The 19734-nt window shown below is 67.2% G+C and carries 17 protein-coding genes; 11 read left to right on the top strand and 6 right to left on the bottom strand.

Going from position 1 to position 19734, the window contains the following annotated elements:
- Positions 1-26 precede the first annotated feature (26 nt).
- From K2O51_RS28715 to K2O51_RS28705, 3 genes are read left to right on the top strand one after another with little or no spacing between them, the layout of a single operon-like run.
- Positions 27-1265, top strand: a complete 1239-nt coding sequence (locus tag K2O51_RS28715) for an efflux RND transporter periplasmic adaptor subunit (protein ID WP_220631692.1) — start codon at positions 27-29, stop codon at positions 1263-1265.
- Entirely contained in the window at positions 1262-4435 is a 3174-nt protein-coding gene (locus K2O51_RS28710) for an efflux RND transporter permease subunit (protein ID WP_140950672.1), read from the top strand. Before K2O51_RS28715 ends, K2O51_RS28710 begins: the two co-directional genes overlap by 4 nt.
- Entirely contained in the window at positions 4432-5880 is a 1449-nt protein-coding gene (locus tag K2O51_RS28705; protein ID WP_011299206.1) for an efflux transporter outer membrane subunit, read from the top strand. Before K2O51_RS28710 ends, K2O51_RS28705 begins: the two co-directional genes overlap by 4 nt.
- Here the strand turns inward: K2O51_RS28705 and K2O51_RS28700 are convergent.
- The 3 genes from K2O51_RS28700 to K2O51_RS28690 all read right to left on the bottom strand — a co-directional run bounded on the left by K2O51_RS28700 (position 5869) and on the right by K2O51_RS28690 (position 8935).
- The gene (locus K2O51_RS28700; RefSeq protein ID WP_220631089.1) at positions 5869-7239 is read right to left on the bottom strand and encodes an MATE family efflux transporter; all 1371 of its coding nucleotides are present in this window, start codon (positions 7237-7239) and stop codon (positions 5869-5871) included. The genes K2O51_RS28705 and K2O51_RS28700 overlap by 12 nt on opposite strands.
- Positions 7232-7744, bottom strand: a complete 513-nt coding sequence (locus K2O51_RS28695; protein WP_220631088.1) for a winged helix-turn-helix transcriptional regulator — start codon at positions 7742-7744, stop codon at positions 7232-7234. Before K2O51_RS28695 ends, K2O51_RS28700 begins: the two co-directional genes overlap by 8 nt.
- Positions 7745-8032: 288 nt before the next feature.
- Complete coding sequence (locus K2O51_RS28690) at positions 8033-8935, bottom strand: LysR family transcriptional regulator (RefSeq protein WP_011299203.1); 903 nt, start codon at positions 8933-8935, stop codon at positions 8033-8035.
- A 129-nt stretch (positions 8936-9064) separates the two neighbouring features.
- Between K2O51_RS28690 and K2O51_RS28685 the strand changes: the two genes are divergently transcribed.
- From K2O51_RS28685 to K2O51_RS28665, 5 genes are all read left to right on the top strand, one after another.
- Positions 9065-10564: an acyl-CoA synthetase gene (locus tag K2O51_RS28685; RefSeq protein WP_220631087.1), complete on the top strand. Its 1500-nt coding sequence runs from the start codon at positions 9065-9067 to the stop codon at positions 10562-10564.
- 72 nt (positions 10565-10636) lie between these two features.
- Positions 10637-11635: a Bug family tripartite tricarboxylate transporter substrate binding protein gene (locus K2O51_RS28680; RefSeq protein WP_011299201.1), complete on the top strand. Its 999-nt coding sequence runs from the start codon at positions 10637-10639 to the stop codon at positions 11633-11635.
- A 187-nt stretch (positions 11636-11822) separates the two neighbouring features.
- Positions 11823-13319: a chloride channel protein gene (locus tag K2O51_RS28675; protein ID WP_084791917.1), complete on the top strand. Its 1497-nt coding sequence runs from the start codon at positions 11823-11825 to the stop codon at positions 13317-13319.
- 142 nt (positions 13320-13461) lie between these two features.
- A complete protein-coding gene (locus K2O51_RS28670; protein ID WP_220631086.1) occupies positions 13462-13719 on the top strand; it encodes a hypothetical protein in 258 nt (85 codons plus the stop codon).
- 120 nt (positions 13720-13839) lie between these two features.
- Positions 13840-14568: a hypothetical protein gene (locus K2O51_RS28665; protein WP_011299199.1), complete on the top strand. Its 729-nt coding sequence runs from the start codon at positions 13840-13842 to the stop codon at positions 14566-14568.
- Positions 14569-14596: 28 nt separating this feature from the next.
- On the opposite strand, the gene dapB is transcribed toward K2O51_RS28665, so the two are convergent.
- Positions 14597-15406: a 4-hydroxy-tetrahydrodipicolinate reductase gene (dapB, locus tag K2O51_RS28660; RefSeq protein ID WP_140950667.1), complete on the bottom strand. Its 810-nt coding sequence runs from the start codon at positions 15404-15406 to the stop codon at positions 14597-14599.
- Between the two features lie 46 nt (positions 15407-15452).
- Positions 15453-15911, bottom strand: coding sequence for an Lrp/AsnC family transcriptional regulator (locus K2O51_RS28655; RefSeq protein WP_011299197.1), 459 nt, complete (start codon positions 15909-15911; stop codon positions 15453-15455).
- 133 nt (positions 15912-16044) lie between these two features.
- Here K2O51_RS28655 and K2O51_RS28650 point away from each other — a divergent pair, with 133 nt between their 5' ends.
- The 3 genes from K2O51_RS28650 to K2O51_RS28640 all read left to right on the top strand — a co-directional run bounded on the left by K2O51_RS28650 (position 16045) and on the right by K2O51_RS28640 (position 19077).
- On the top strand, positions 16045-17226 hold the full coding sequence (locus K2O51_RS28650) for a saccharopine dehydrogenase family protein (RefSeq protein ID WP_011299196.1): 1182 nt from the start codon (positions 16045-16047) through the stop codon (positions 17224-17226).
- A complete protein-coding gene (amaB, locus tag K2O51_RS28645; RefSeq protein ID WP_011299195.1) occupies positions 17223-18740 on the top strand; it encodes an L-piperidine-6-carboxylate dehydrogenase in 1518 nt (505 codons plus the stop codon). Before K2O51_RS28650 ends, amaB begins: the two co-directional genes overlap by 4 nt.
- 133 nt (positions 18741-18873) lie before the next feature.
- Positions 18874-19077 (top strand): hypothetical protein, encoded by a 204-nt coding sequence (locus K2O51_RS28640; RefSeq protein ID WP_084791916.1) that lies wholly within the window; start codon positions 18874-18876, stop codon positions 19075-19077.
- Between the two features lie 30 nt (positions 19078-19107).
- Here the strand turns inward: K2O51_RS28640 and K2O51_RS28635 are convergent, their stop codons facing one another.
- A complete protein-coding gene (locus K2O51_RS28635) occupies positions 19108-19734 on the bottom strand; it encodes a UbiX family flavin prenyltransferase (RefSeq protein WP_220631085.1) in 627 nt (208 codons plus the stop codon).

The following is a 19734-nucleotide window of genomic DNA, read 5'->3' as shown; positions in this document are numbered from 1 at the left end:
CTGGCACAGGAGGTCACGTGAGGACAATGCTCAACTGGCGCAATGCAGCGGGGCTGATTGCGGTCTTGCTGGCAGCGGGCTGCGGCAAGGAGAAGCCGGTAGCCGTCGCGCCCCCGCCAGCCGAGGTCGGGGTCATGACGGTGGCGCTGCGCGACGTGCCGCTGATCTACGATTTCGTCGGGCAGACGGAAAGCTCGCAGCAGGTTGAAATCCGGGCGCGCGTCAATGGCTTCCTGGACAAGCGGGTCTATACCGAAGGCGCGGTGGTCAAGGCCGGCCAGACCCTGTTCCTGATGGACCGCAAGCCGTTCGAGGCCACGCTGCAGGCGGCCGAAGCGCAGTTGGGCCAGGAGCAGGCCCGGCTGTCCACGGCGCGCGCCGACCTGAAACGTGTACGCCCGCTGGCTGAGCGCAATGCCCTGAGCCAGCGCGACCTGGACGATGCCATTGGCAAGGAGCAAGCGGCCGCCGCAGCGGTCGAGGGGGCGCGCGCCAATGTCATCACCGCCAAGCTCAATCTCGGCTACACGACGATTACTTCGCCGGTGGCGGGCCTGTCGAGCTTTGCCAAGCGCCAGCCGGGCTCCTACATTGACCCGACCAACAGCCTGCTCACGTACGTCGCCAAGCTGGATCCGATGTGGGTGAACTTCAGCCTGTCGGAGAACGAGGTGTTGCGAATTCGCACCGAGCGCGAATCTGGCGCGATTCGTTACCCCGAACAGGACAAGTTCGAGGTAGCCATCGTGCTGGCCGACGGCACGGTATTCCCGAACCGCGGTCGGATCGCTTTCGCCGATGCATCGTTCAACGCCGAAACCGGCACTTATCTGGTCCGTGCCGAGGTGGCCAACCCGGAAGGCGTGCTGCGTCCCGGCCAGTTCGTGCGGGTCAAGGTGCACGGGGCCACGCGGACGAACGCGATTGCGGTGCCGCAGGACGCGATCATCCAGAGCCAGCGCGGCCAGACGGTGTGGGTGATCGGCCCGGACAACAAGGCCCAGCAGCGCGTGGTCGACGTTGGCGAGTGGACCGGCAACAACTGGGTGGTACGTTCCGGACTGAAGCCCGGTGAGCGCGTGGCGGTGAGCGGCACCTTGCGCCTGGCGCCCGGGGCGCCGGTCAAGGCGGTCGAGGTCAAGCCGGGCACCGTGCCTGCGGTGGCCAGCGGTGCCGCTGCGGAAATGCCGGCACCTCAGGCCCCGGCTGCGCCGGCATCCGGCGCAGCGGCGGCGGCATCGGCGCCGGCGGGGGGCAAGTCATGAAACTTGCCCATTTCTTTATCGACCGACCCATCTTTGCGTCGGTCGTTTCCATCATCATCACGGTCGGCGGTCTGGTGGCGCTGACCAAGCTGCCGATCGCGCAGTTTCCCGATATCACGCCGCCGACAATCACCGTCACCACGCGATACCCGGGCGCCAGCGCGGAAGTGGTGGCCCAGAACGTGGCCGCACCGATCGAGCAGCAAGTCAACGGCGCGGACCGCATGATGTACATGAACTCGACGAGTTCGTCGACCGGTGACCTGACGCTGACCTCGTACTTCGAGATCGGCACGGACCCGGAACTTGCGCAGGTGGACGTGCAGAACCGCGTCAACCTGGCGCTGCCCACGTTGCCGAGCGAGGTGACGTCGCAGGGCGTGTCGGTGCAGAAGCGTTCGTCCGCATTCATGATGGTGATTGCCATCTACTCGCCAGACAACAGCTACAACCAGACCTTTGTCGGCAACTACGCCAACATCTATGTGCTGGACGCGATCAAGCGCATTCCGGGCGCCAACCAGTCGTCGATCTTCGGCAGTCCCGACTACGCGATGCGCATCTGGCTGCGGCCCGACCGCATGGCCTCGCTCGGGATCACGACCGAGGACGTGAAGAACGCGGTCTCGGCCCAGAACCAGCAGTTTTCGGCCGGGCGTATCGGCCAGTCCCCGACCAACGGTCCGGTGCAGCTGACGTTCCCGATCTCGACCAAGGGCCGCATGACGGAGCCGGCCGAGTTCGACAACATGATCTTGCGCGCGCAGTCCGGCGAAACGGCGCTGGTGCGGCTCAAGGACATCGGCCACGCCGAACTGGGTTCGAAGGACTATTCGCTGCGCAGCCGCTACAAGGGCAAGACCGCCACGCTGATGGCGGTCTACCAGCAGCCGGGCGCCAATGCACTGGACGTGGCCAAGCAGGTGCGCGCCACGCTGGCCGAGTTGAAGAAGAGCTTCCCGCCCGGGCTGGAGTACGAGATCGCGCTGGACACGACCGAGTTCGTGCAAGAGTCGATCACGGAGGTGGTGCATACGCTGCGCGACGCCGTGATCCTAGTGATCCTGGTGGTGTACCTGTTCCTGCAGAGCTTCCGCGCGACGCTGGTGCCGATCCTGGCCGTGCCGGTGTCGATCATCGGCGCCTTTGTGGGCATGAGCGCGTTCGGTTTCTCGGTCAACATGCTGACGTTATTCGGCATGGTGTTAGCGATCGGCATCGTCGTGGACGATGCCATCGTGGTGATCGAGAACGTCGAGCGCAACATGACGGAGTTCAAGCTCCCGCCGAAGGAAGCCGCCAAGAAGGCGATGGACGAGGTGAGCGGCCCTGTCGTCGCCATTGTGCTGGTACTGCTGGCGGTGTTCATCCCGGTCGCTTTCCTTTCCGGCATTACCGGCCAGCTCTACAAACAGTTCGCCATCACGATTGCGGTGTCCGTAGTGCTGTCGGGCGTCGTGGCCCTGACGCTGTCGCCAGCGCTCGCGGCCATCCTGCTCAAGCCGGGCGAGCACAAGAAGAACCGCTTCTTCACGTGGTTCAACAACAAGTTTGACCAGCTCATTGCCGGGTACGACAAGTCGCTGCAGTTGGTCATCCGCCGCACCGTGGTGTCGATTGCGCTGATCCTGGTGATGGTGGCGGTGAGCGTGCTGATGTTCATCCGCATCCCGTCATCGTTCCTGCCGGTGGAAGACCAGGGCTACCTGTTTGGCGCCGTGGTCATGCCCGATGCTGCCAGCCTCGACCGCACGGGTGACCTGACCAAGCGCGCGGAAAAATGGCTGAGCGGGCAACCCGGCGTGGCATCGGTGGCGACCGTGGATGGCTACAGCCTGATCGATTCGCAGAACAAGGCCAACGCCGGCACGCTGTTCATCACGCTCAAAGGCTTCCACGACCGGGGCAAGGGCGAAAGCGCGAACGACCTGATCGCCAAGGGCAAGAAAGAGTTTTCCACCTACCAGGACGGCCTCGCCATCCCGATCAACCCGCCGTCGATCCCCGGGCTGGGTACGACCGGCGGCTTCGAATTCTGGCTGCAGAGCACCGGGGACAGCACGTATCAGCAGCTTGAGGGCAAGGTGCGCGAGTTCATTGCCAAGGCCCACCAGCGGCCGGAGCTGACAGGCGTGAACTCGACCATCAACTCGCGCTCGCGCCAGTACCTCGTGGAGGTGGACCGGGAACGTTCGGAAACGCAGGGGGTGCCGGTCGAAAATGTCTATTCGGCACTGCAGACCATGTTCGGCTCCTTGTACGTGAGCCAGTTCCCGAAGAACAGCCGTCTGTTCCAGGTGATCCTGCAGGCCGAACCGGACTTCCGCTCGCGGCCTGAAGATCTCGACAAGGTCTACGTGCGCAACAGCAAGGGCGAGATGGTGCCGATCAAGGCGGTGACCACGACCAAATACGTGCCCGGCGCCGACATCGTCACGCGCTTCAACAATTTCCCCGCGGCCAAGATCGTCGGCGATGCCGCACCGGGCTACAGCTCGGGGCAGGCGCTGGCGGCCATGGAGGAGACTGCACAGGAGGTGCTCGGCGAGGGCTACGCGTACGCGTGGAGCGGACAGGCCTACGAAGAGAAGACCGCCGGATCCACCGCCGTCTACGTGTTCGCGTTCGCACTGCTGATGGTGTTCCTGATCCTGGCGGCGCAGTACGAGAAGTGGTCGTTGCCGCTCGGTGTGCTGCTGGCGGTGCCGTTCGCACTGTTCGGCGCCTTGCTTGGCATCCTGATGCGAGGCATGGAGAACGATGTCTACTTCCAGATCGGCCTGACTGTGCTGATCGCGCTGGCGGCCAAGAACGCCATCCTGATCTTCGAGTTCGCCGTCGAAATGCGCGAGAAGGAAGGGCTCAGCGCCTATGACGCCGCCATTCACGCGTCCAAGCTGCGCCTGCGCCCGATCATCATGACCTCGCTCGCGTTCATCCTGGGCTGTGTGCCGCTGGCCATCGCCAGTGGCGCCTCGGCGGCCAGCCGGCAATCGCTCGGGACCGGCGTGATCGGCGGCATGCTGGGTGCCACGGTGATCGCGCTGTTCTTCATCCCGATGTTCTTCTGGGGGCTGGAGCGCATATCCGAAGGCAAGCCCAAGGGCGAGGCCAAGACAGGTGGCGCGTCGCAGCCGCCTACCATTCCTCCGGCGGGAGAACCATCATGAGACCGCGTGCCTGGATGCTCGGCGCCTGCGCGGTGGCGGCGCTGGGCGGCTGCGCGATCGGTCCCAACTACCAGCGGCCCGAAACGCCCGATGTCTCGCAATACCGCATGGACACCGGCCAGCTTGCCATCGCCGCCGATAGCGACTGGTGGAACCAGTTCAACGATCCGGTGCTCAATGCGCTGATCGACGAGGCGCTCGCAAACAATTACGACGTGCGCATCGCCGCCGCGCGCATCGACGAGTTCCGCGGCCAGCTGATGGTCGCGCGTTCGGGCTTTTTCCCGCAGTTGAACCTCGGCGCGGCCGCCACCCGTCAGCGCGCGGGTACGTTCAATGGCACGCCGTTCGCGCCGTTTGACGGTCCACGCAATTCATACCAGCTGCTCGCTAACGCGAGCTGGGAACTCGATCTGTGGGGACGCATCCGCCGCCAGGCTGAAGCCGCGGAAGCGAGCCTGTGGAACGCCGAGTACGCACGGCGTGGCGTCGTGCTGTCGCTCGCCGCGTCGGTGGTGCAAGGCTATGCCACGCTGCGCGGGCTCGATGCGCAGCTCGAGGTCGCGAAGCAGACGCTGGAGTCACGCGCGAGCGGGCTCGATATCTTCAGGCAGCGCTACGAAGGCGGCGTGATCTCCGAGATGGAGCTGGCGCAGGCGCAGAACGACTTCTATGTCGCCGAGGCTTCCATTCCGCAGATCCGCACCGGCATTGCGCAGACCGAGAATGCGCTGTCGGTGCTGGTCGGGCGCCAGCCGGGGCCCATCGAGCGGGGCAAGGGCATCTACGAGCTGCAGGCGCCGTCGGTAGGCGCCGACCTGCCCGCGATGCTGCTGTCGCGCCGGCCCGACGTGCTGCAGGCCGAGCAGGTGGCGGTCGCGGCTAACGCGCAACTGGGCGCGGCGCAGGCGCTCTACCTCCCGGCCGTCAACCTGAGCGGCTTGTTCGGCGCGGTCGCCGCGTCACCGGCGGGGTTGTGGGACAGCGCATCGCGGGTGTGGGGGTTTGGTGCGGGACTGACCCAGCCGATCTTCCAGGGTGGTGCCATCCGTGGGCAAGTGCAGACCGCATCGGCGCAGCGTACCGAGGCCTTGCTGGCTTACCAGGGCACCGTGCTGGCGGCACTGGCCGACGTGAACAGCGCGCTGGCCAATGGTGTCGAGACGCGCAACCGCCTGGGCAGCCTGCGCCAGCAGGAAAAGAGCCTGACCGTCTATGCCGATCAGGCCTACGCAAGGTATGAGGGCGGTTATTCGAGCTACCTGGAAGTCACCAATGCGCGCGAGAAGCTGTTCGACGCGCAGCTGGCGGCCATCCAGGGACAGGTCGATGTGCTGAACGGCACGGCGGCGCTGTACAAGTCGCTCGGTGGTGGCTGGCCGTCGGTGCCCGATACAGTGAAGGGCGCTGGCATGCAGGGCGATGCGCCGGTGCTAGCGCGCTGACCATTCTCCCTCGCGCACGCCCAGCGCGGTGACCAGTCCGTACGCGGTGATCCCCATCGCCACGCCGAGGAAATGCCCATCCAGCCCCATGCCAGCGACATTGGCCAGCAGCCAGCCGCCGCCGGCTGCCAGGCCAATCCGGCACAGGCCCGCCGCGATCGGCCAGCGCATGCGGCCCGCGCCCATCGACGCGAAGTACAGCGCCATGCCAAGGCCGAAACCGCCAAAGGCCGGGCCGACCCACGACAGCGCCCGCGCGGCAATGGCCGCGACCTGCCGGTCCTGCGTGAACAGTCCGGCGAACCGGTGCGGCATCATGCCGACCGCCGCGCCGGCCAGTCCCGCGATCAGCAGCGCCAGCAGCGCACCGACCCACGCCGTGCGTCGCGCCGTATGCCAGTCGCCGGCCCCCACCGCGCGGCCCACCAGCGCCGTCAGCGCGGAGCCCACGCCGAATGCGAGCGGGATCATCAGGAATTCCAGCCGCGCCGAGATCCCGTAGGCGGCCACCGCCGCCGTTCCGTGGTGGCGCAGCTGCGCGGTCACGAGGATGGTGGTCAGGTTGGCGACCGAAGCGAGCGCGCAGGCTACCAGTCCGACGGACAGGATACGCACGAATAATGCACGCGACGGGCGCATGCGCAGCACCGGCACGAAGCCCGCACCGCCACGCATGACGACGACCGCCATGCCCAGCGCCGCCGCCCACGACACCGCCGCAAGCGCCGCACCGATCCCGGCCAGGCCCATGCCCGCCGGCTCGGCGAGCAGCCACGCCAGCAGCGGGAAGGCCACCCACATGAACGCCAGCACGCGCGCGGCCAGTGCGTGGCGTCCGCCACCGCGCAACACGGAAGCCAGCGTATTGGCAAGCCAGGCCGGCACGGCGCCCGCGCCGAACAGCCAGATCGCATAGGTCGCCGCAGCCTCGGCCGCAGTGGCGCCGGCCACGGCGCCGAACACGCCGCGTGGGAAGCCTGCGAGCACGATGGCAAATGCGAGGCCGGCCGTCACCGCGATGATCAGCGCATGCAGGACCAGCGACGAGGCCTCTTCACGCTTGTTGGCGCCCAGCGCGCGGGCGATGGCCGACACTACGCCGCCACCCATCGCACCCGTGGACATCTGCTGCAGCAGTAGCGCAAACGGCAACACCACGGCCCAGCCCGCCAGCGCCGCCGTACCCTGGCGCGCCGCAAGCCACGTTTCCACGAGTTGCGCGCAGGACTGCAGCAAGGCGATGACGGCGGTGGGGCCGGCCAGGCTGCCGATGCGCCGCGCCAGTTCGGTGGCGGGGACCGGTGCGGTGCTGGCGGCGGCAACGGTATTGGATACGGTCATGGCGGGCGTCTCAGGCATGGCCGTTCTCCTGTTCCTGTTCGGCCGCAGCTTCGCCGAAGCGGCGCCGCAGGAAACGGCCCGCGCCGGGGCCGGGCAGCACGCGCACATCGTCCAGCGTGATGGCGCTGCCGTCGGCGCGCATCAGCGCCGGGGTAGCGATTTCCGCGCCGCTAAGCTTGTCCTGCAGCACCGTCAGCGGGCCCTTTTCATCGGTCATCCAGCGGTCCGCCCAGGCCTTGAGCGCTACATAAGCCGGGAAGAAATCGCGCCCTTTTTCCGTGAGCTGGTAGACGTGGCGACCGCCGCCTTCCGGCGTAACGCGGGCAAGCAGCTCGTGCGTCACCAGCGTTTTCAGGCGCGCGCTCAGGATATTGGGCGCGATCCCGAGGTTTTTCTCGAATTCATCGAAACGCGTGCTGCCGTAAAAGGCCTCACGCATCACAAGGATCGCCCAGCGCTCGCCGAGCACCGCCATCGAGCGGGCCACGGGGCAGGGCATGGTGGTGAAATCGGTGGGGGGCATAGGTCTCCGTGCTCGCCGCTGGCTTTACTTTCGATTTGCAAGTTTTAGGAGCATAGCTTGCGAAATGAAAGTTTGCGCGGCCCGAATGCGAACATCGCACGAAACTGTTTTGTCCGATTGATTGTCCCGTTGGTGGATCGGTAGGCTGCGGGACATCGGTATCGCGTCTTTCACTTTCCGGGCGCGAGTGCCGATCAGGCGGGTCTTAGCCGTCTGTTTCCTCCACCCGGATCGGCCCCCCAGGACAGATCCGGGTTCTTTTCTTTGACGCGCCACTACGCGCCCGGCTCAGTCCCGGAACACCGGCAGGTTGCCGATTTCCTCCTTCAGGAACGCAATCAGCGCGCGCGTGGCCATGGTCGGATGCCGGCTCGGCGTGGTGATGACATAGAGGCTGCTGCCGAGCCCCTCGGGCTTCCAGTCGCTCAGCACAGGCACCAGGCGGCCCTGTCGCATCTCTTCCCAGCCCATGTAGCGCGGCAGCAGGCTGATGCCGTGGCCTTCCAGCACCGCCTGCAACAGGAAGCGGAAGTGTTCCGATTGCAGGTGCGGCGCGAGTTCCACTTCCTCGCGCTGGCCATTGCGGTTGAGCGCCAGCAGGAAGCGCGATCCATAGGGCGGGCAAAGGAAGTGGCAGCGCGCGAGGTCGACCGGCACGCGTGGCGCCGGCACGCGTTCGAGGTACTCCGGAGACGCGCACAGCCGCCAGTCGATCGGACAGATCTCGCGCGCCACATGATCGAGCGGCGGTGCCGACGTCACGCGCAGCGCCACGTCGATTTCCGACGCGATCAGGTCCACCACGCGGTTCGCGAAGAACACGCGCAACGTGATGCCGGGATAGCGCTGGGCAAACTGCAGCAGCAGCGGGGCGATGAACGTATCGCCAAGGCCCGTGGGCATACTGACGCGCACATGGCCGCGCAGCGTCTTGCCGAGGCTGTCGATCTCGGCCTGTGCGGAGGCCACCTCCTGCAAAATGCGGAGCCCATGCTGGTAGAGCGCCTGGCCGGGTTCGGTCATCTCCAGCCTGCGTGTGGTCCGCCGCAGCAGTTGCGCACCGGCCTGTTGCTCCAGTTCGCGCAACTGGCGGCTCACCTGGGAGCGCGTCACACCACGCCGCCGGCCGGCCTCGGCCAGGTTGCCGGCATCAACGATGTCGACGAACGCTTCGATCAGGTTCAGGTCCATCGGGGATTCCCTGCAGGATTGTCACGTCAGGCGCAACATTGTGATTCCGGTGTGGCGGATTGTCGATGCCAGGCTGCGCGGCTACAGTGGAACGCTGCCAGTTCAGGACAAAGACAGGAGACTACCGATATGGCCACAGACCTCTGGTTCGAAGACATGCACCGCGACGGCGCCGAACTGCTCGACCGCGGCGCCCGCCTTGCCGGTGGCCTGCGCGCCGCGGGACTGAAAGAAGGCGATATCGTTGCGGTGCTGCTGCGCAACGATCCGGTCTATGTCGATGTCGTGCACGCTTGCCGCATCGGTGGCACCTACTACTGCCCGATCAACTGGCACTTCACCGCCGAGGAAGTGCGCTTCCTGCTGGCCGACAGCGGCGCCAAAGCGCTGATCGTGCATGCCGGCCTGCTGGCGGCAGTGCGCGAGGCGGTGCCTGCGGGCATCCCCGTGCTGGTGGTGGCCGATGGCGCCGAAGTGTCCGGCGGCAGCGAGTACGAAGCGTGGCTTGCGCAGCAGGCCCCGTACGATGGCCCACGTGTATCCCCGCGCGGCCATATGGCCTACACCTCCGGCACCACGGGCCGTCCCAAGGGCGTGCTGCGCGAACCCGTCCCGCTGGACCAGCTTGACGACCAGATGGCGCGCGCGCGTTCGCTGGTGCGCCAGACCTACGGCATCGTGCCCGGCTGTCGGGCGCTGATGTCGGCGCCGCTGTACCACAGCGCGCCCGGTTCGTTCATCCAGAACGCGCTGCAGATGGCCGAACGCCTCGTGCTCACGTCGCGCTTCGATGCCGAGCAGGTGCTGGCGCTGGTCGAAAAGCACCGCATCGACGTGCTTTATCTCGTCCCGATCATGTACGTGCGCTTGCTCAAGCTGCCGTCCGAGGTGCGCGCGCGCTACGACCTGTCGTCGATCCGCTTCGTTGCTTCGACCGGTTCGCCGTGCTCGCCCGAGGTCAAGCGCGCGATGCTCGAATGGTTCGGCCCAGTCATCCACGAAACCTACGCGTCGAGCGAGGCCGGCATGATCACCGTGGCCACGCCTGCCGATGCCGCGGCGCGCCCCGGCACGGCCGGCAAGCCGGTGGACGACGCGCAGCTTCGCATCCTCGATGAAGACGGCAAGCCGTGCGCAACGGGCGAGATTGGCCTGGTGTACGTGCGCCAGCCGGCTTACCCCGACTTCACTTACCGCAACAATGAGGCCGCGCGCCGCGCCATCGACCGCGACGGGCTGGTGACGCTTGGCGACATGGGCTATGTCGATGCCGACGGCTACCTGTTCATCTGCGACCGCGCGTCCGACATGGTGATCTCGGGCGGCGTGAACATCTACCCGGCCGAGATCGAACATGAACTCGTGCGCTATCCGGGCGTGGCCGACTGCGTCGTGTTCGGCGTGCCCGACGACGAGTACGGCGAGCGCTTGCTGGCCATGGTGCAGCCGATGCCCGACGCGGCGATCCGCGAGGAAGACGTGATCGACTGGCTGCGCCAGCGCCTGTCCGGCTTCAAGGTGCCGCGCAACATCGTGATCGAAGCGCAATTGCCGCGCGACGAGACCGGCAAACTGGCCAAGCGCCGGCTGCGCGACCGGTACTGGGAAGGGCGGCAGCGGCGCGTCTGAGATACGCACGGAATACCCGGCAAAGATCAAAAGAAAGGCGCCACGAAGGCGCCGCCATCAACAGGAGACACTATGCAAGGCAGTAAATTCGGCCGTCGGGCCTGGCTCGCCACCGCAGCGGCAGCCGCCGTAGGTGCACTGGCAGGCGGCGCCGCGCCCGCGCTGGCTGCGTATCCGGACCATCCCATCAAGCTCGTGGTGCCATACACGCCCGGCGGCTCGACCGACCAGTTCGGCCGCGCGATTGCCGACGGCATGTCGCGCCAGCTCGGCCAGACCGTGGTCGTGGAAAACCGGCCCGGTGCGGCCACGATGATCGGCACCACCAGCGTCGCGCGTGCCCCGGCAGATGGCTACACCATGGTGCTGGCCACCAACGGCAGCATGGTGCTCAACCCGCAGCTGTACAAGAAGATCTCCTACGACCCGCCGCGCGATTTCAAGATCTTCAGTATCGGCGCCGAGGTGCCTTTGGTCGTCGTGACCAACTCGCACGTGCCGGCCAGCAATATCCGCGAGTTCGCGAACTACGCGAAGGCCAGTGGCGGCAAGCTCAATTACTCGTCGGTCGGGCTCGGCAACGCGCTGCAACTCGCCACCGAGATGCTGAAGACCGAACTCGGCATCCAGGTCACGCACGTGCCCTACAACGGCAGCGCGCCGGCGCTGTCGGCGCTGCTCGCCAATGACACGCAGCTGATGGTCGATGTGGTCAGCACTTCGCTGCCGCACATCAAGGCCGGCAAGCTCAAGGCGCTGGCCGTGACCAGCCGCAAGCGGCTGGACGTGCTGCCCAATGTGCCGACTGTCGCCGAAGGCGGCTATCCGGACTTCCAGGCTGCCACGTGGTTCGGGCTGGCCGTGCCCGCGCAGACACCGCCCGAAGCGGTGGCGAAGCTGCGCGCCGCGGCGGACAGCGTGCTGAAGGACCCGAAGTTCCGCGCCACGTTCAGCGATCTCGGGCTCGTGGTGCAGCCGCCGCGCACCCAGGCGGAGATCGACCGCTATATCGAGGCGGACCGCGAGCACTGGGGCAAAGTGATCCGCGCGAACAACATCACGCTGGACTGACAGCAGGGGATGGCGCGACGAGGCAAGAGGGCGCTCGTCCCCGCCTGGCAAGCGTGAGGCCGATATGTGGCCGATAACCGGCGCGCGGCCCGCCCCGGGCGGCATGACCGGCGTATAGTGCCGGGACATACCGGCATAGGCGCCTCCCCCAACACGGCGCAATATGCCTTGGCCATGCCCCCTCGTCATGACTGACCGCGCCCCCTCCGACCCAGCCGAACCGTCCCCCGGCGCTGACCGCGCCGACGCTTCCCACGCAGATTCTCCAGACACCGGAACCGATCGCGCGACCGAGCGCGCCGAAGCACGCCTGTCCGAAGCCATCAGCCGCCGCGCGCGCATGGCGGCGTGGCGCAAGTCACGCCAGGCCGGCCGCATCTCTCGCACCACGCTGCGCTATGCCGTCTTCATGTGCGGCGCCGGCTGCGTGGCGTTGTTCTCGATGGTGTTCGCGTGGATCGCCGAGGTCGCGCTGCGCTGGAACCATCACCTGACGCAGAGCACGCCGTGGATCGCATTCGTGATGCTGCCGTTCGGGCTGGCCGCGCTGCGCTGGCTCACCATCCGGCTCGCGCCGCAAGCGCGCGGCAGCGGCATACCGCAGGTGATCGCCGCGGTCACGCTGCCGCCGGCAGGACCGGCGCAGACGGTGCTCGTGTCGTTCCGCCAGTCGATGTGGAAGGTGGTGCTGACCGCTGCGGGCCTCCTCGCCGGGGCGTCGGTCGGACGCGAAGGGCCCTCGGTGCAGGTCGGCGCAGCGGCCATGCTGGCGTGGGGCCGCTGGTGCCACGAAAAGATGCGCTTTCGCATCGGCTTCCATCCGAACGCTTTGATCGCGGCGGGCGCCGCGGGCGGGCTTGCGGCAGCATTCAACACGCCGCTGGCCGGCGTGGTGTTCGCGATCGAGGAACTTGGCCGCGGCACGGCCGTGCGCTGGGACCGGCTGGTGCTGTCGGGCGTGCTGACGGCCGGTTTCCTGTCGCTGGCGCTGCTCGGCAACAACCCGTATTTCGCCGTCAAGGTGCCGATGCTGGTGCTGCGAAACGCCTGGGGTCCGGTGCTGCTGTGCGCGGTCGTGAACGGCGTGCTCGGCGGGCTGTTCGCCAAGGGGCTGATCGGCGGCGTGCCGGGCCTCTTGCCGGTGCGCTGGCGCCACTGGCCGCTCGAGCATCCGGTGCAGGTGGCGTTTGGCTGCGGCCTGGTCGTGGCGGTACTCGGTTGGGCGACAAGCGGGGCGACATTCGGCACGGGCTACGAACAAGCGTCGGCGCTGATCAACGGCGAATCGCACGCCACGCTGTGGTTCGGGCTGGCCAAGCTGGTTGCCACCGTGGTGTCGTACTTCGCGGGCATCCCCGGCGGCATCTTTACGCCAGCACTGGCCATCGGCGCCGGCATCGGCGAAAACGTCGCGCATTTCATCCCGGGCATGCATGAGCCGCGCGTGCTCGCGCTCGTGGCCATGGCCGCGTTCCTCGCGGCGGCCACGCAGGCGCCGATCACCGCGAGCGTGATCGTCATGGAGATGACGCGCACGCAGGACCTGACGCTATTCCTGCTGGCATCGTCGCTGCTGGCATCGTTCATCTCGCGCCAGTTCTCGCCGCATCCGTTCTACCACCACGTCGGCCATGTGTTCCGGCGCGAGGCGATGGCGCTGGTGCGCAAGGCCCCCGCGAGCTGACGCTGCGCTATGTGCGCCAAGCCATGGTGGCGCGCGCGGCTTTCCCCTAACGTTGTGGCGCGCCGGTCGCAGGACCGGCTCGTGTGTAGCGGCGGCACACCGATCTCGCCGGCATGCTGTCGTCTGCATTCCGGGAGCACCCATGGCTTCGCAACGACCGGCCGGCCGCGCCCGGCCTCCGCGCAAGGAAAGCACCCTCCTGCGCGATATCGGGCCCGACACCATATGGCCCACGCGCGGTTTGCAGAGCCACTCACGGCTGCGCCGGCCGTTGCCGCCCGCGCAGCGGACGCCGCGCCATCCGTTGCCGCCAAGCCGGGTGCCGCACCTGCTGGCATGGGTGCTGGTGCTGGCTATGCTGGCGGCCCTCGCTAACGTGTTGCTGCGCGCGGCGGGTTAGACTCGGTTTGCGGCGCACGCGGGGTGCATCATTCGCCATGCTGACGGCATGTGGTACCGTCGGCCGGAACATACCGCCTGCCGCGGGCTCCAACAGGGGCCTTTTTGAGGAGTCTGGATTTTGAAATTTCCCGTTGCCGGGCTGGCTGCTGCCGGCCTGATCGGCGCCGCCACGTGCGCCTTTGCCGCCCCTGCGGCTCCCGCCGCCGCTTCTGCCCCTACCGCCAACCCTCCCGCTGCTGCACCGAAGGCCGCGCCAGCCGGTAACAGTGCGCTGTCGCCGATGCTGAAACTGCTCGAGATCGGCAACCCGCTGCCCGCGTTGCCCGACTGTGCCGACAAGCGCACGCCGGACGGCCGCGACGTGACCGCCGTCTGCGTCGAGGTAAAGGGGGACGGCGTCATGCGCCAGGTCGGACTGCCGCGTGACAAGCGTCCGTCTTTCATGGATGGCCCCCACGTGGTGGCCTTTGTTGACGGCAATGCGCTGGTCGGCATGATCGTGCCGACCGCCGGCGCCAACTCGCAGCAAGCCGCGCTCGACAGCATCAACGCGCTCTACGGCAAGCCGTTCCGCCAGGAACAGGAAGACATGCGCGACAAGGCCGGCAAGACTGTGAAGACCATCCACGCGGGCTGGATGCAAAAGCCGCTGACGGTCGAGCTGTATGCCATGCCCGAAGACCCGAACACCGGCACCATCGAAATGCTGCTGCCACAGGCACGCAAGCTGATGGCGGACAAGGATGCGCAGGTGGCGCAGCAGCTCACACCTGCATCGGCACCGGCTGCCGCGCCGAGCAAGGAAAAGAAGCCGGCGCCCAAGCCCGTCAAGCCCGGCAGCTGGTAACGCCGGGCCGGGAGCTGTCGGTGCCGGCTCAGATGCCTTCCATCACCTTGTCAAGACCGCGCACCACGCCGCGCACGGTGTGGACCTTGCGGATCGCCAGCAGTGCGCCGGACACATAGGGTTTGGAGCCGTCGCCGGCCTCGTGCTTGAGATGCAGGCGCTGGCCGTCCGCGCCGAAGATCACTTCCACGCCGAGTTGGTAGCCGGGCAGCCGCACCGCGTGAACCTGCGTGCCGGACATGGTCGCGCCGCGCGTCTCGCGCGGGCCGTTGACCTGGTCCACCGGCACGGCTTGCTGAGCGGCCTTGATCTCGCCAAGCCGGAATGCCAGCTCGCGCACCGTGCCTGACGGTACGTCGACCTTGCCGGCCTTGGCGTAATCGATGATCTCCCAGTGGTCTAGGTGGCGCGCCGCCATTTCCGCGAACTTCTGCAGCAGCACGACCGTGATCGCGAAGTTGCCGCACGCGAGCACGCCGCGGTCAGCCTTGCGCGCGGCGGCGTCGATCTCGGCATAGTCCTCGTCGGTCAGGCCCGAAGTGCCCACCACCACGTGCGCACCGTGGGCAATTGCCTGCAAGATGTTGTGCTTGGCAACGGCCGGCTTGGTGTATTCGACGTAGACGTCGTAGGGCGTGCTGCCCAGGGCCTCGATGCTGGCCGCCGCCACGCCCGGCGTGTCGGCATGGCCGGTGAGTTGCGCGAGCGGTTGGCCCGCGGCACCGCGCGACAGGCCCGCCACCAGCGTCATGTCGGCCGCGTGCGCCACGCCGCGCGCCAGTTCGCCGCCGGCCCAGCCGGTTACGCCGCCTACGGCGACACGGATCGGATTGCTCATTGTTTTTGCTCCGTTGGGTGGATTGCGGTCGGTGGAGGATACCGCGCTATTCCGTTGCTCGCCGGCGGTCGATTTTTCGCGCGAGCACGATCGACGTGGTGGTGTGGTTCACGCCGTCGAGCATGCCGATCTCGTCGAGCAACTGGTCGAGGCGCGCGTGCGTGACGCAGCGGATCACCGCCATGTAGTCCACCGGCCCGCTGACAGAACTCAACTCCTCGATCTCCGGCAGCCGCTGCAGCGCGCGCACGATGGCCGGGCCGGCCTTGGGCTGGACCGACAGCCCGCAGAACGCCTGGATCGCGTTGTCGCCCATCTCGCGGCCGAGCCGCACGCCATAGCCGGCAATCACGCCGAGCCGCTCCAGCCGCGCGATGCGCGCCACCACCGTAGTCCGCGCGATATCGAGATGGCGTGCGAGGTTGGCCGCGCTTTCGCGCGCGTTGGCCTGCAACAGCGACAGCAGGTGCCGGTCGGTCTGGTCAAGCTTGTCGGTGTCAGCCATTTCGTCGAAATCCGTCGTCGTTTCGTTCGATTATGGACGGTATTCGTCGAACTCGACCCTTCTTTCTGTTGCGCGCGCTGCCCATACTCCAATCAGGCACATATCGATCAGGGCTTGAACCACGGAGGACACCATGCAGCCATCCACTCTCGGCCGCGACACGCCGCGCGTTCTGTCCCGGGCCAATGGCCCGCTGCAAGTGGTGGTGCTAGGCGCCGGCAAGATCGGCCGCACCATCGCCGCCATGCTGCATGACAGCGGCGATTACCGCGTTTGCCTGGTCGACAACGACGCGCGCCGGCTCGACGGCCTGCCGCGCGCGATTACCGTGCGCGCCGGCGACCCGACCGAGCCCGGCACATGCGCCGCGCTGCTTGCAGGCGCCGACGCCGTGCTCAACGCGCTGCCGTTCCACGCCGCGGTCAGCGTGGCGACGGTGGCGGCCCGCCTCGGCGTGCATTACTTCGACCTGACCGAAGACGTGGCCGCGACGCAGGCCATCCGGCAACTGGGCCAGAACGCGCGGTCGGTGCTGATGCCGCAGTGCGGGCTCGCGCCGGGCTTTATCGGCGTGGTTGGCCACGACCTTGCGCAGCGCTTCGTGCGCGGCGGCGGCGAACTGCTCGACCTGCAGATGCGTGTGGGCGCGTTGCCGCGCTACCCGAGCAATGCGCTCAAGTACAACCTGACGTGGAGCACGGAAGGGCTCATCAACGAGTACTGCAACCCGTGCGAGGCCATCGTCGATGGCCGCTGTGTCGAGCTGCCGGCGCTCGAAGGGCTGGAAACCTTCGCGCTGGACGGCATCGATTACGAGGCCTTTAATACATCGGGCGGCCTCGGCACGTTGCCGGAGACGCTGGCGGGCCGGGCGCGCAATGTCGACTACAAGTCCATCCGCTATCCGGGCCACTGTGCGCAGATGAAGCTGCTGCTCAACGACCTGCGCCTGCGCGAGCGGCGCGGCTGGCTGCGCGAGATCTTCGATCGTGCGATTCCGGTGACGGAGCAGGACGTGGTCATCATCTTCGCCACCGCGACGGGCTATCCGGCCGGCGGCGAGCGCGGACGCGGCCCGCTTACGCAGGCTTCGTTCTCGGCGCGCATCGGCGGCGTGGACGGTCCGGCCGGACACGTCAATGCGATTCAACTCACCACGGCCGCGAGCATCTGCGCGGCGCTGGACATGGTGGTGAGCGGGGCGCTGCCGCAGTCTGGCTTCGTGCGGCAGGAAGCCATGCCGCTCGCCATGTTCCTGGCCAACCGCTTCGGCTGCCACTACACGCAGCATCCGCTGCAGGAGACCACCGTATGAAAGCGCAAGAGATTGCGGCCTGCTGGCAATCGATGGGTCTGCCGCGGCCATGGAGCGACGGCACGCCGGCGGGCACGGTCATCGTGCGGTCGCCGGTCGATGGCGAGGCATTCGGCCACGTCCCGGCCTGTACGCCGGCCGAGGCCGATGCGCGGATTGTCCGCGCGCATGCGGCGCAGAGCAGCTGGGCGCTGGTTCCGGCGCCGGTACGCGGTGACATCGTGCGGCGCTTCGGCGAGGTGCTGCGAGAACACAAGACGGCGCTGGGCCGGCTGGTGTCGCTGGAGTCAGGCAAGATCCAGCAGGAGGGGCTTGGCGAAGTGCAGGAGATGATCGATATCTGCGACTTCGCGGTCGGGCTGTCGCGGCAGCTGCACGGGCTGACTATTGCGTCGGAGCGGCCCCAGCATGCGATGCGCGAAACCTGGCATCCGTATGGCCTGTGCGGCGTGATTTCGGCGTTCAATTTCCCGGTGGCGGTGTGGGCCTGGAACGCTGCGCTCGCGCTGGTGTGTGGCAACGCGGTGCTGTGGAAGCCGTCGGAAAAGACCACGCTGTGCGCGCTGGCCGCGCATGGTTTGCTCGAACGCGTGCTGGCCGCGACGGCGCCGCACTATGTGGGCATATCGGCGGTGCTGCCCGGCGGTCGCATGGTCGGTACGCATCTCGTCGGGCATCCGGCGGTGCGCCTGGTCAGCGCGACCGGCTCGACTCGCATGGGCCGCGAGGTGGGCATCGCCTGCGCCCAGCATTTCAAGCGCAGCATCCTGGAACTCGGCGGCAACAATGCGGCCATTGTGACGCCGTCGGCCGATATCGAACTGGCGGTGCGCGCCATTACGTTTGCGGCGGCCGGCACGGCCGGCCAGCGCTGCACCACGCTACGCCGATGCTTCGTCCACGCCGACCTCATGGACACCATGGCGAGCCGGCTCGTCACGGTGTTCGACCGCCTGCCCGTCGGCGATCCGCTCGAAGACGGCACGCTGCTCGGCCCGCTGATCGACACGGGCGCGGCCGATGCCATGGCCAACGCGCTGGCCAGCTGCCGCGCGCAGGGCAATATCGTCACCGGCGGTGAACGCCTGCTGGCAGACCGCTTCCCGCACGCGAGCTATGTGCGGCCCGCGTTGGTGATGACCGACGAGCAGCACGACACCATGCTGACCGAGACGTTCGCGCCGATCCTGTACCTGATGCCGTACACCTCGCTCGATGAAGCGATCTCACTGAATAATGCGGCCGCGCACGGACTATCGTCGTGCATCTTCACCGAATCGCTGCGCGAGGCGGAGCGCTTCCTGTCATCGGCAGGCAGCGATTGCGGCATCGCCAACGTGAACATCGGCACCAGCGGTGCGGAGATTGGCGGCGCATTTGGCGGCGAGAAGGCAACCGGTGGCGGGCGGGAATCGGGGTCGGATGCGTGGAAGGGCTATATGCGGCGCGCGACCAATACCATCAATTACGGCGACACGTTGCCGTTGGCGCAGGGCATCCGGTTCGAGATTTGAACGAGGATTTACGTTCACCAAACCGTTGCGAATCGTAACAAGCGTTACAGCGCCTTGACGCTGTATTACGCAGGCGCCCCGTATAACGTTCTCAGTGCAGGCACATGCCGAAGCGACCCCCAAGGAAAATACGATGAGAACGGTAACGATTGGATTGGCCGCCGCGGCCGCCGCCACAGCCTTGCTGGGCGGTTGCGCGGTGTATCCGTATCCGGCAGGACCGGGCCCTGTAGCAGTAGCGCCAGCGCCGGTCTATGTTGGACCGCCGGCGGTAGTGGTATCGCCGCGGCCGTACTACGGTGGATACGGCTACTACGGCCGGCGCCACTACTGGTAAGGGGAGAGGCCCGAAGGCCGGCGAGGGGGCTCAGTTGCCGCCGCTCTCGCCGGCTTTGCCATTGAGGCCCGGCCAGCTCGGCGCCAGTGTCTGGCCGATATCGGGCAAATCGACCAGGTCGAGCACGCGGCCCACGGTATGGTCGACCAGTTCGGCAATGCTCTGCGGCTTCTGGTAGAAGCCCGGCACGGGCGGGAACACGATGCCGCCCATTTCCGTCACCGCCGTCATATTGCGCAGATGCGCGAGATTCAGCGGCGTTTCCCGCACCATCAGCACGAGCCGGCGGCGCTCCTTGAGCGTGACGTCCGCGGCGCGGGTTATGAGGTTATCCGAAAGGCCGTGTGCGATGGCAGCCAGCGTGCGCATCGAGCACGGGGCCACCACCATGGCATGCGCGCGGAACGAGCCGCTGGCAATGGTAGCGCCGATATCGCGCACGTTGTGCACGACGTCGGCCATGGCTTCCACGTCGGCGCGACTGATCTCCAGTTCGTGCTGGAGGTTCATCACGCCCGCCGGGGAAATCAGCAAGTGGGTTTCCACCGTCGTCACCTCGCGCAGTACCTGCAGCAGGCGCACGCCATAGATGGCGCCGGTGGCGCCCGTGATGGCGACGATCAGCCGTTGCGGCACGGCGCCGCCGGTCACGGGCAT

Origin of the sequence: Cupriavidus pinatubonensis (assembly GCF_019602855.1) — a bacterium.
GTDB classification, from domain to species: Bacteria; Pseudomonadota; Gammaproteobacteria; order Burkholderiales; family Burkholderiaceae; genus Cupriavidus; species Cupriavidus pinatubonensis.
This window is presented reverse-complemented; position numbering and strand designations above follow the sequence as displayed.

Excerpts from the sequence above, each read along its gene's own strand:
- K2O51_RS28695 (WP_220631088.1), bottom strand. The coding sequence starts at position 7,744 with ATGCCCCCCACCGATTTCACCACCATGCCCTGCCCCGTGGCCCGCTCG.
- K2O51_RS28670 (WP_220631086.1), top strand. The coding sequence starts at position 13,462 with ATGGCTTCGCAACGACCGGCCGGCCGCGCCCGGCCTCCGCGCAAGGAA.
- K2O51_RS28690 (WP_011299203.1), bottom strand. The coding sequence starts at position 8,935 with ATGGACCTGAACCTGATCGAAGCGTTCGTCGACATCGTTGATGCCGGC.
- K2O51_RS28710 (WP_140950672.1), top strand. The coding sequence starts at position 1,262 with ATGAAACTTGCCCATTTCTTTATCGACCGACCCATCTTTGCGTCGGTC.
- K2O51_RS28715 (WP_220631692.1), top strand. The coding sequence starts at position 27 with ATGCTCAACTGGCGCAATGCAGCGGGGCTGATTGCGGTCTTGCTGGCA.
- K2O51_RS28655 (WP_011299197.1), bottom strand. The coding sequence starts at position 15,911 with ATGGCTGACACCGACAAGCTTGACCAGACCGACCGGCACCTGCTGTCG.
- K2O51_RS28675 (WP_084791917.1), top strand. The coding sequence starts at position 11,823 with ATGACTGACCGCGCCCCCTCCGACCCAGCCGAACCGTCCCCCGGCGCT.
- K2O51_RS28650 (WP_011299196.1), top strand. The coding sequence starts at position 16,045 with ATGCAGCCATCCACTCTCGGCCGCGACACGCCGCGCGTTCTGTCCCGG.
- K2O51_RS28640 (WP_084791916.1), top strand. The coding sequence starts at position 18,874 with ATGAGAACGGTAACGATTGGATTGGCCGCCGCGGCCGCCGCCACAGCC.
- amaB (WP_011299195.1), top strand. The coding sequence starts at position 17,223 with ATGAAAGCGCAAGAGATTGCGGCCTGCTGGCAATCGATGGGTCTGCCG.
- dapB (WP_140950667.1), bottom strand. The coding sequence starts at position 15,406 with ATGAGCAATCCGATCCGTGTCGCCGTAGGCGGCGTAACCGGCTGGGCC.
- K2O51_RS28700 (WP_220631089.1), bottom strand. The coding sequence starts at position 7,239 with ATGCCTGAGACGCCCGCCATGACCGTATCCAATACCGTTGCCGCCGCC.
- K2O51_RS28685 (WP_220631087.1), top strand. The coding sequence starts at position 9,065 with ATGGCCACAGACCTCTGGTTCGAAGACATGCACCGCGACGGCGCCGAA.
- K2O51_RS28705 (WP_011299206.1), top strand. The coding sequence starts at position 4,432 with ATGAGACCGCGTGCCTGGATGCTCGGCGCCTGCGCGGTGGCGGCGCTG.
- K2O51_RS28680 (WP_011299201.1), top strand. The coding sequence starts at position 10,637 with ATGCAAGGCAGTAAATTCGGCCGTCGGGCCTGGCTCGCCACCGCAGCG.
- K2O51_RS28635 (WP_220631085.1), bottom strand. The coding sequence starts at position 19,734 with ATGCCCGTGACCGGCGGCGCCGTGCCGCAACGGCTGATCGTCGCCATC.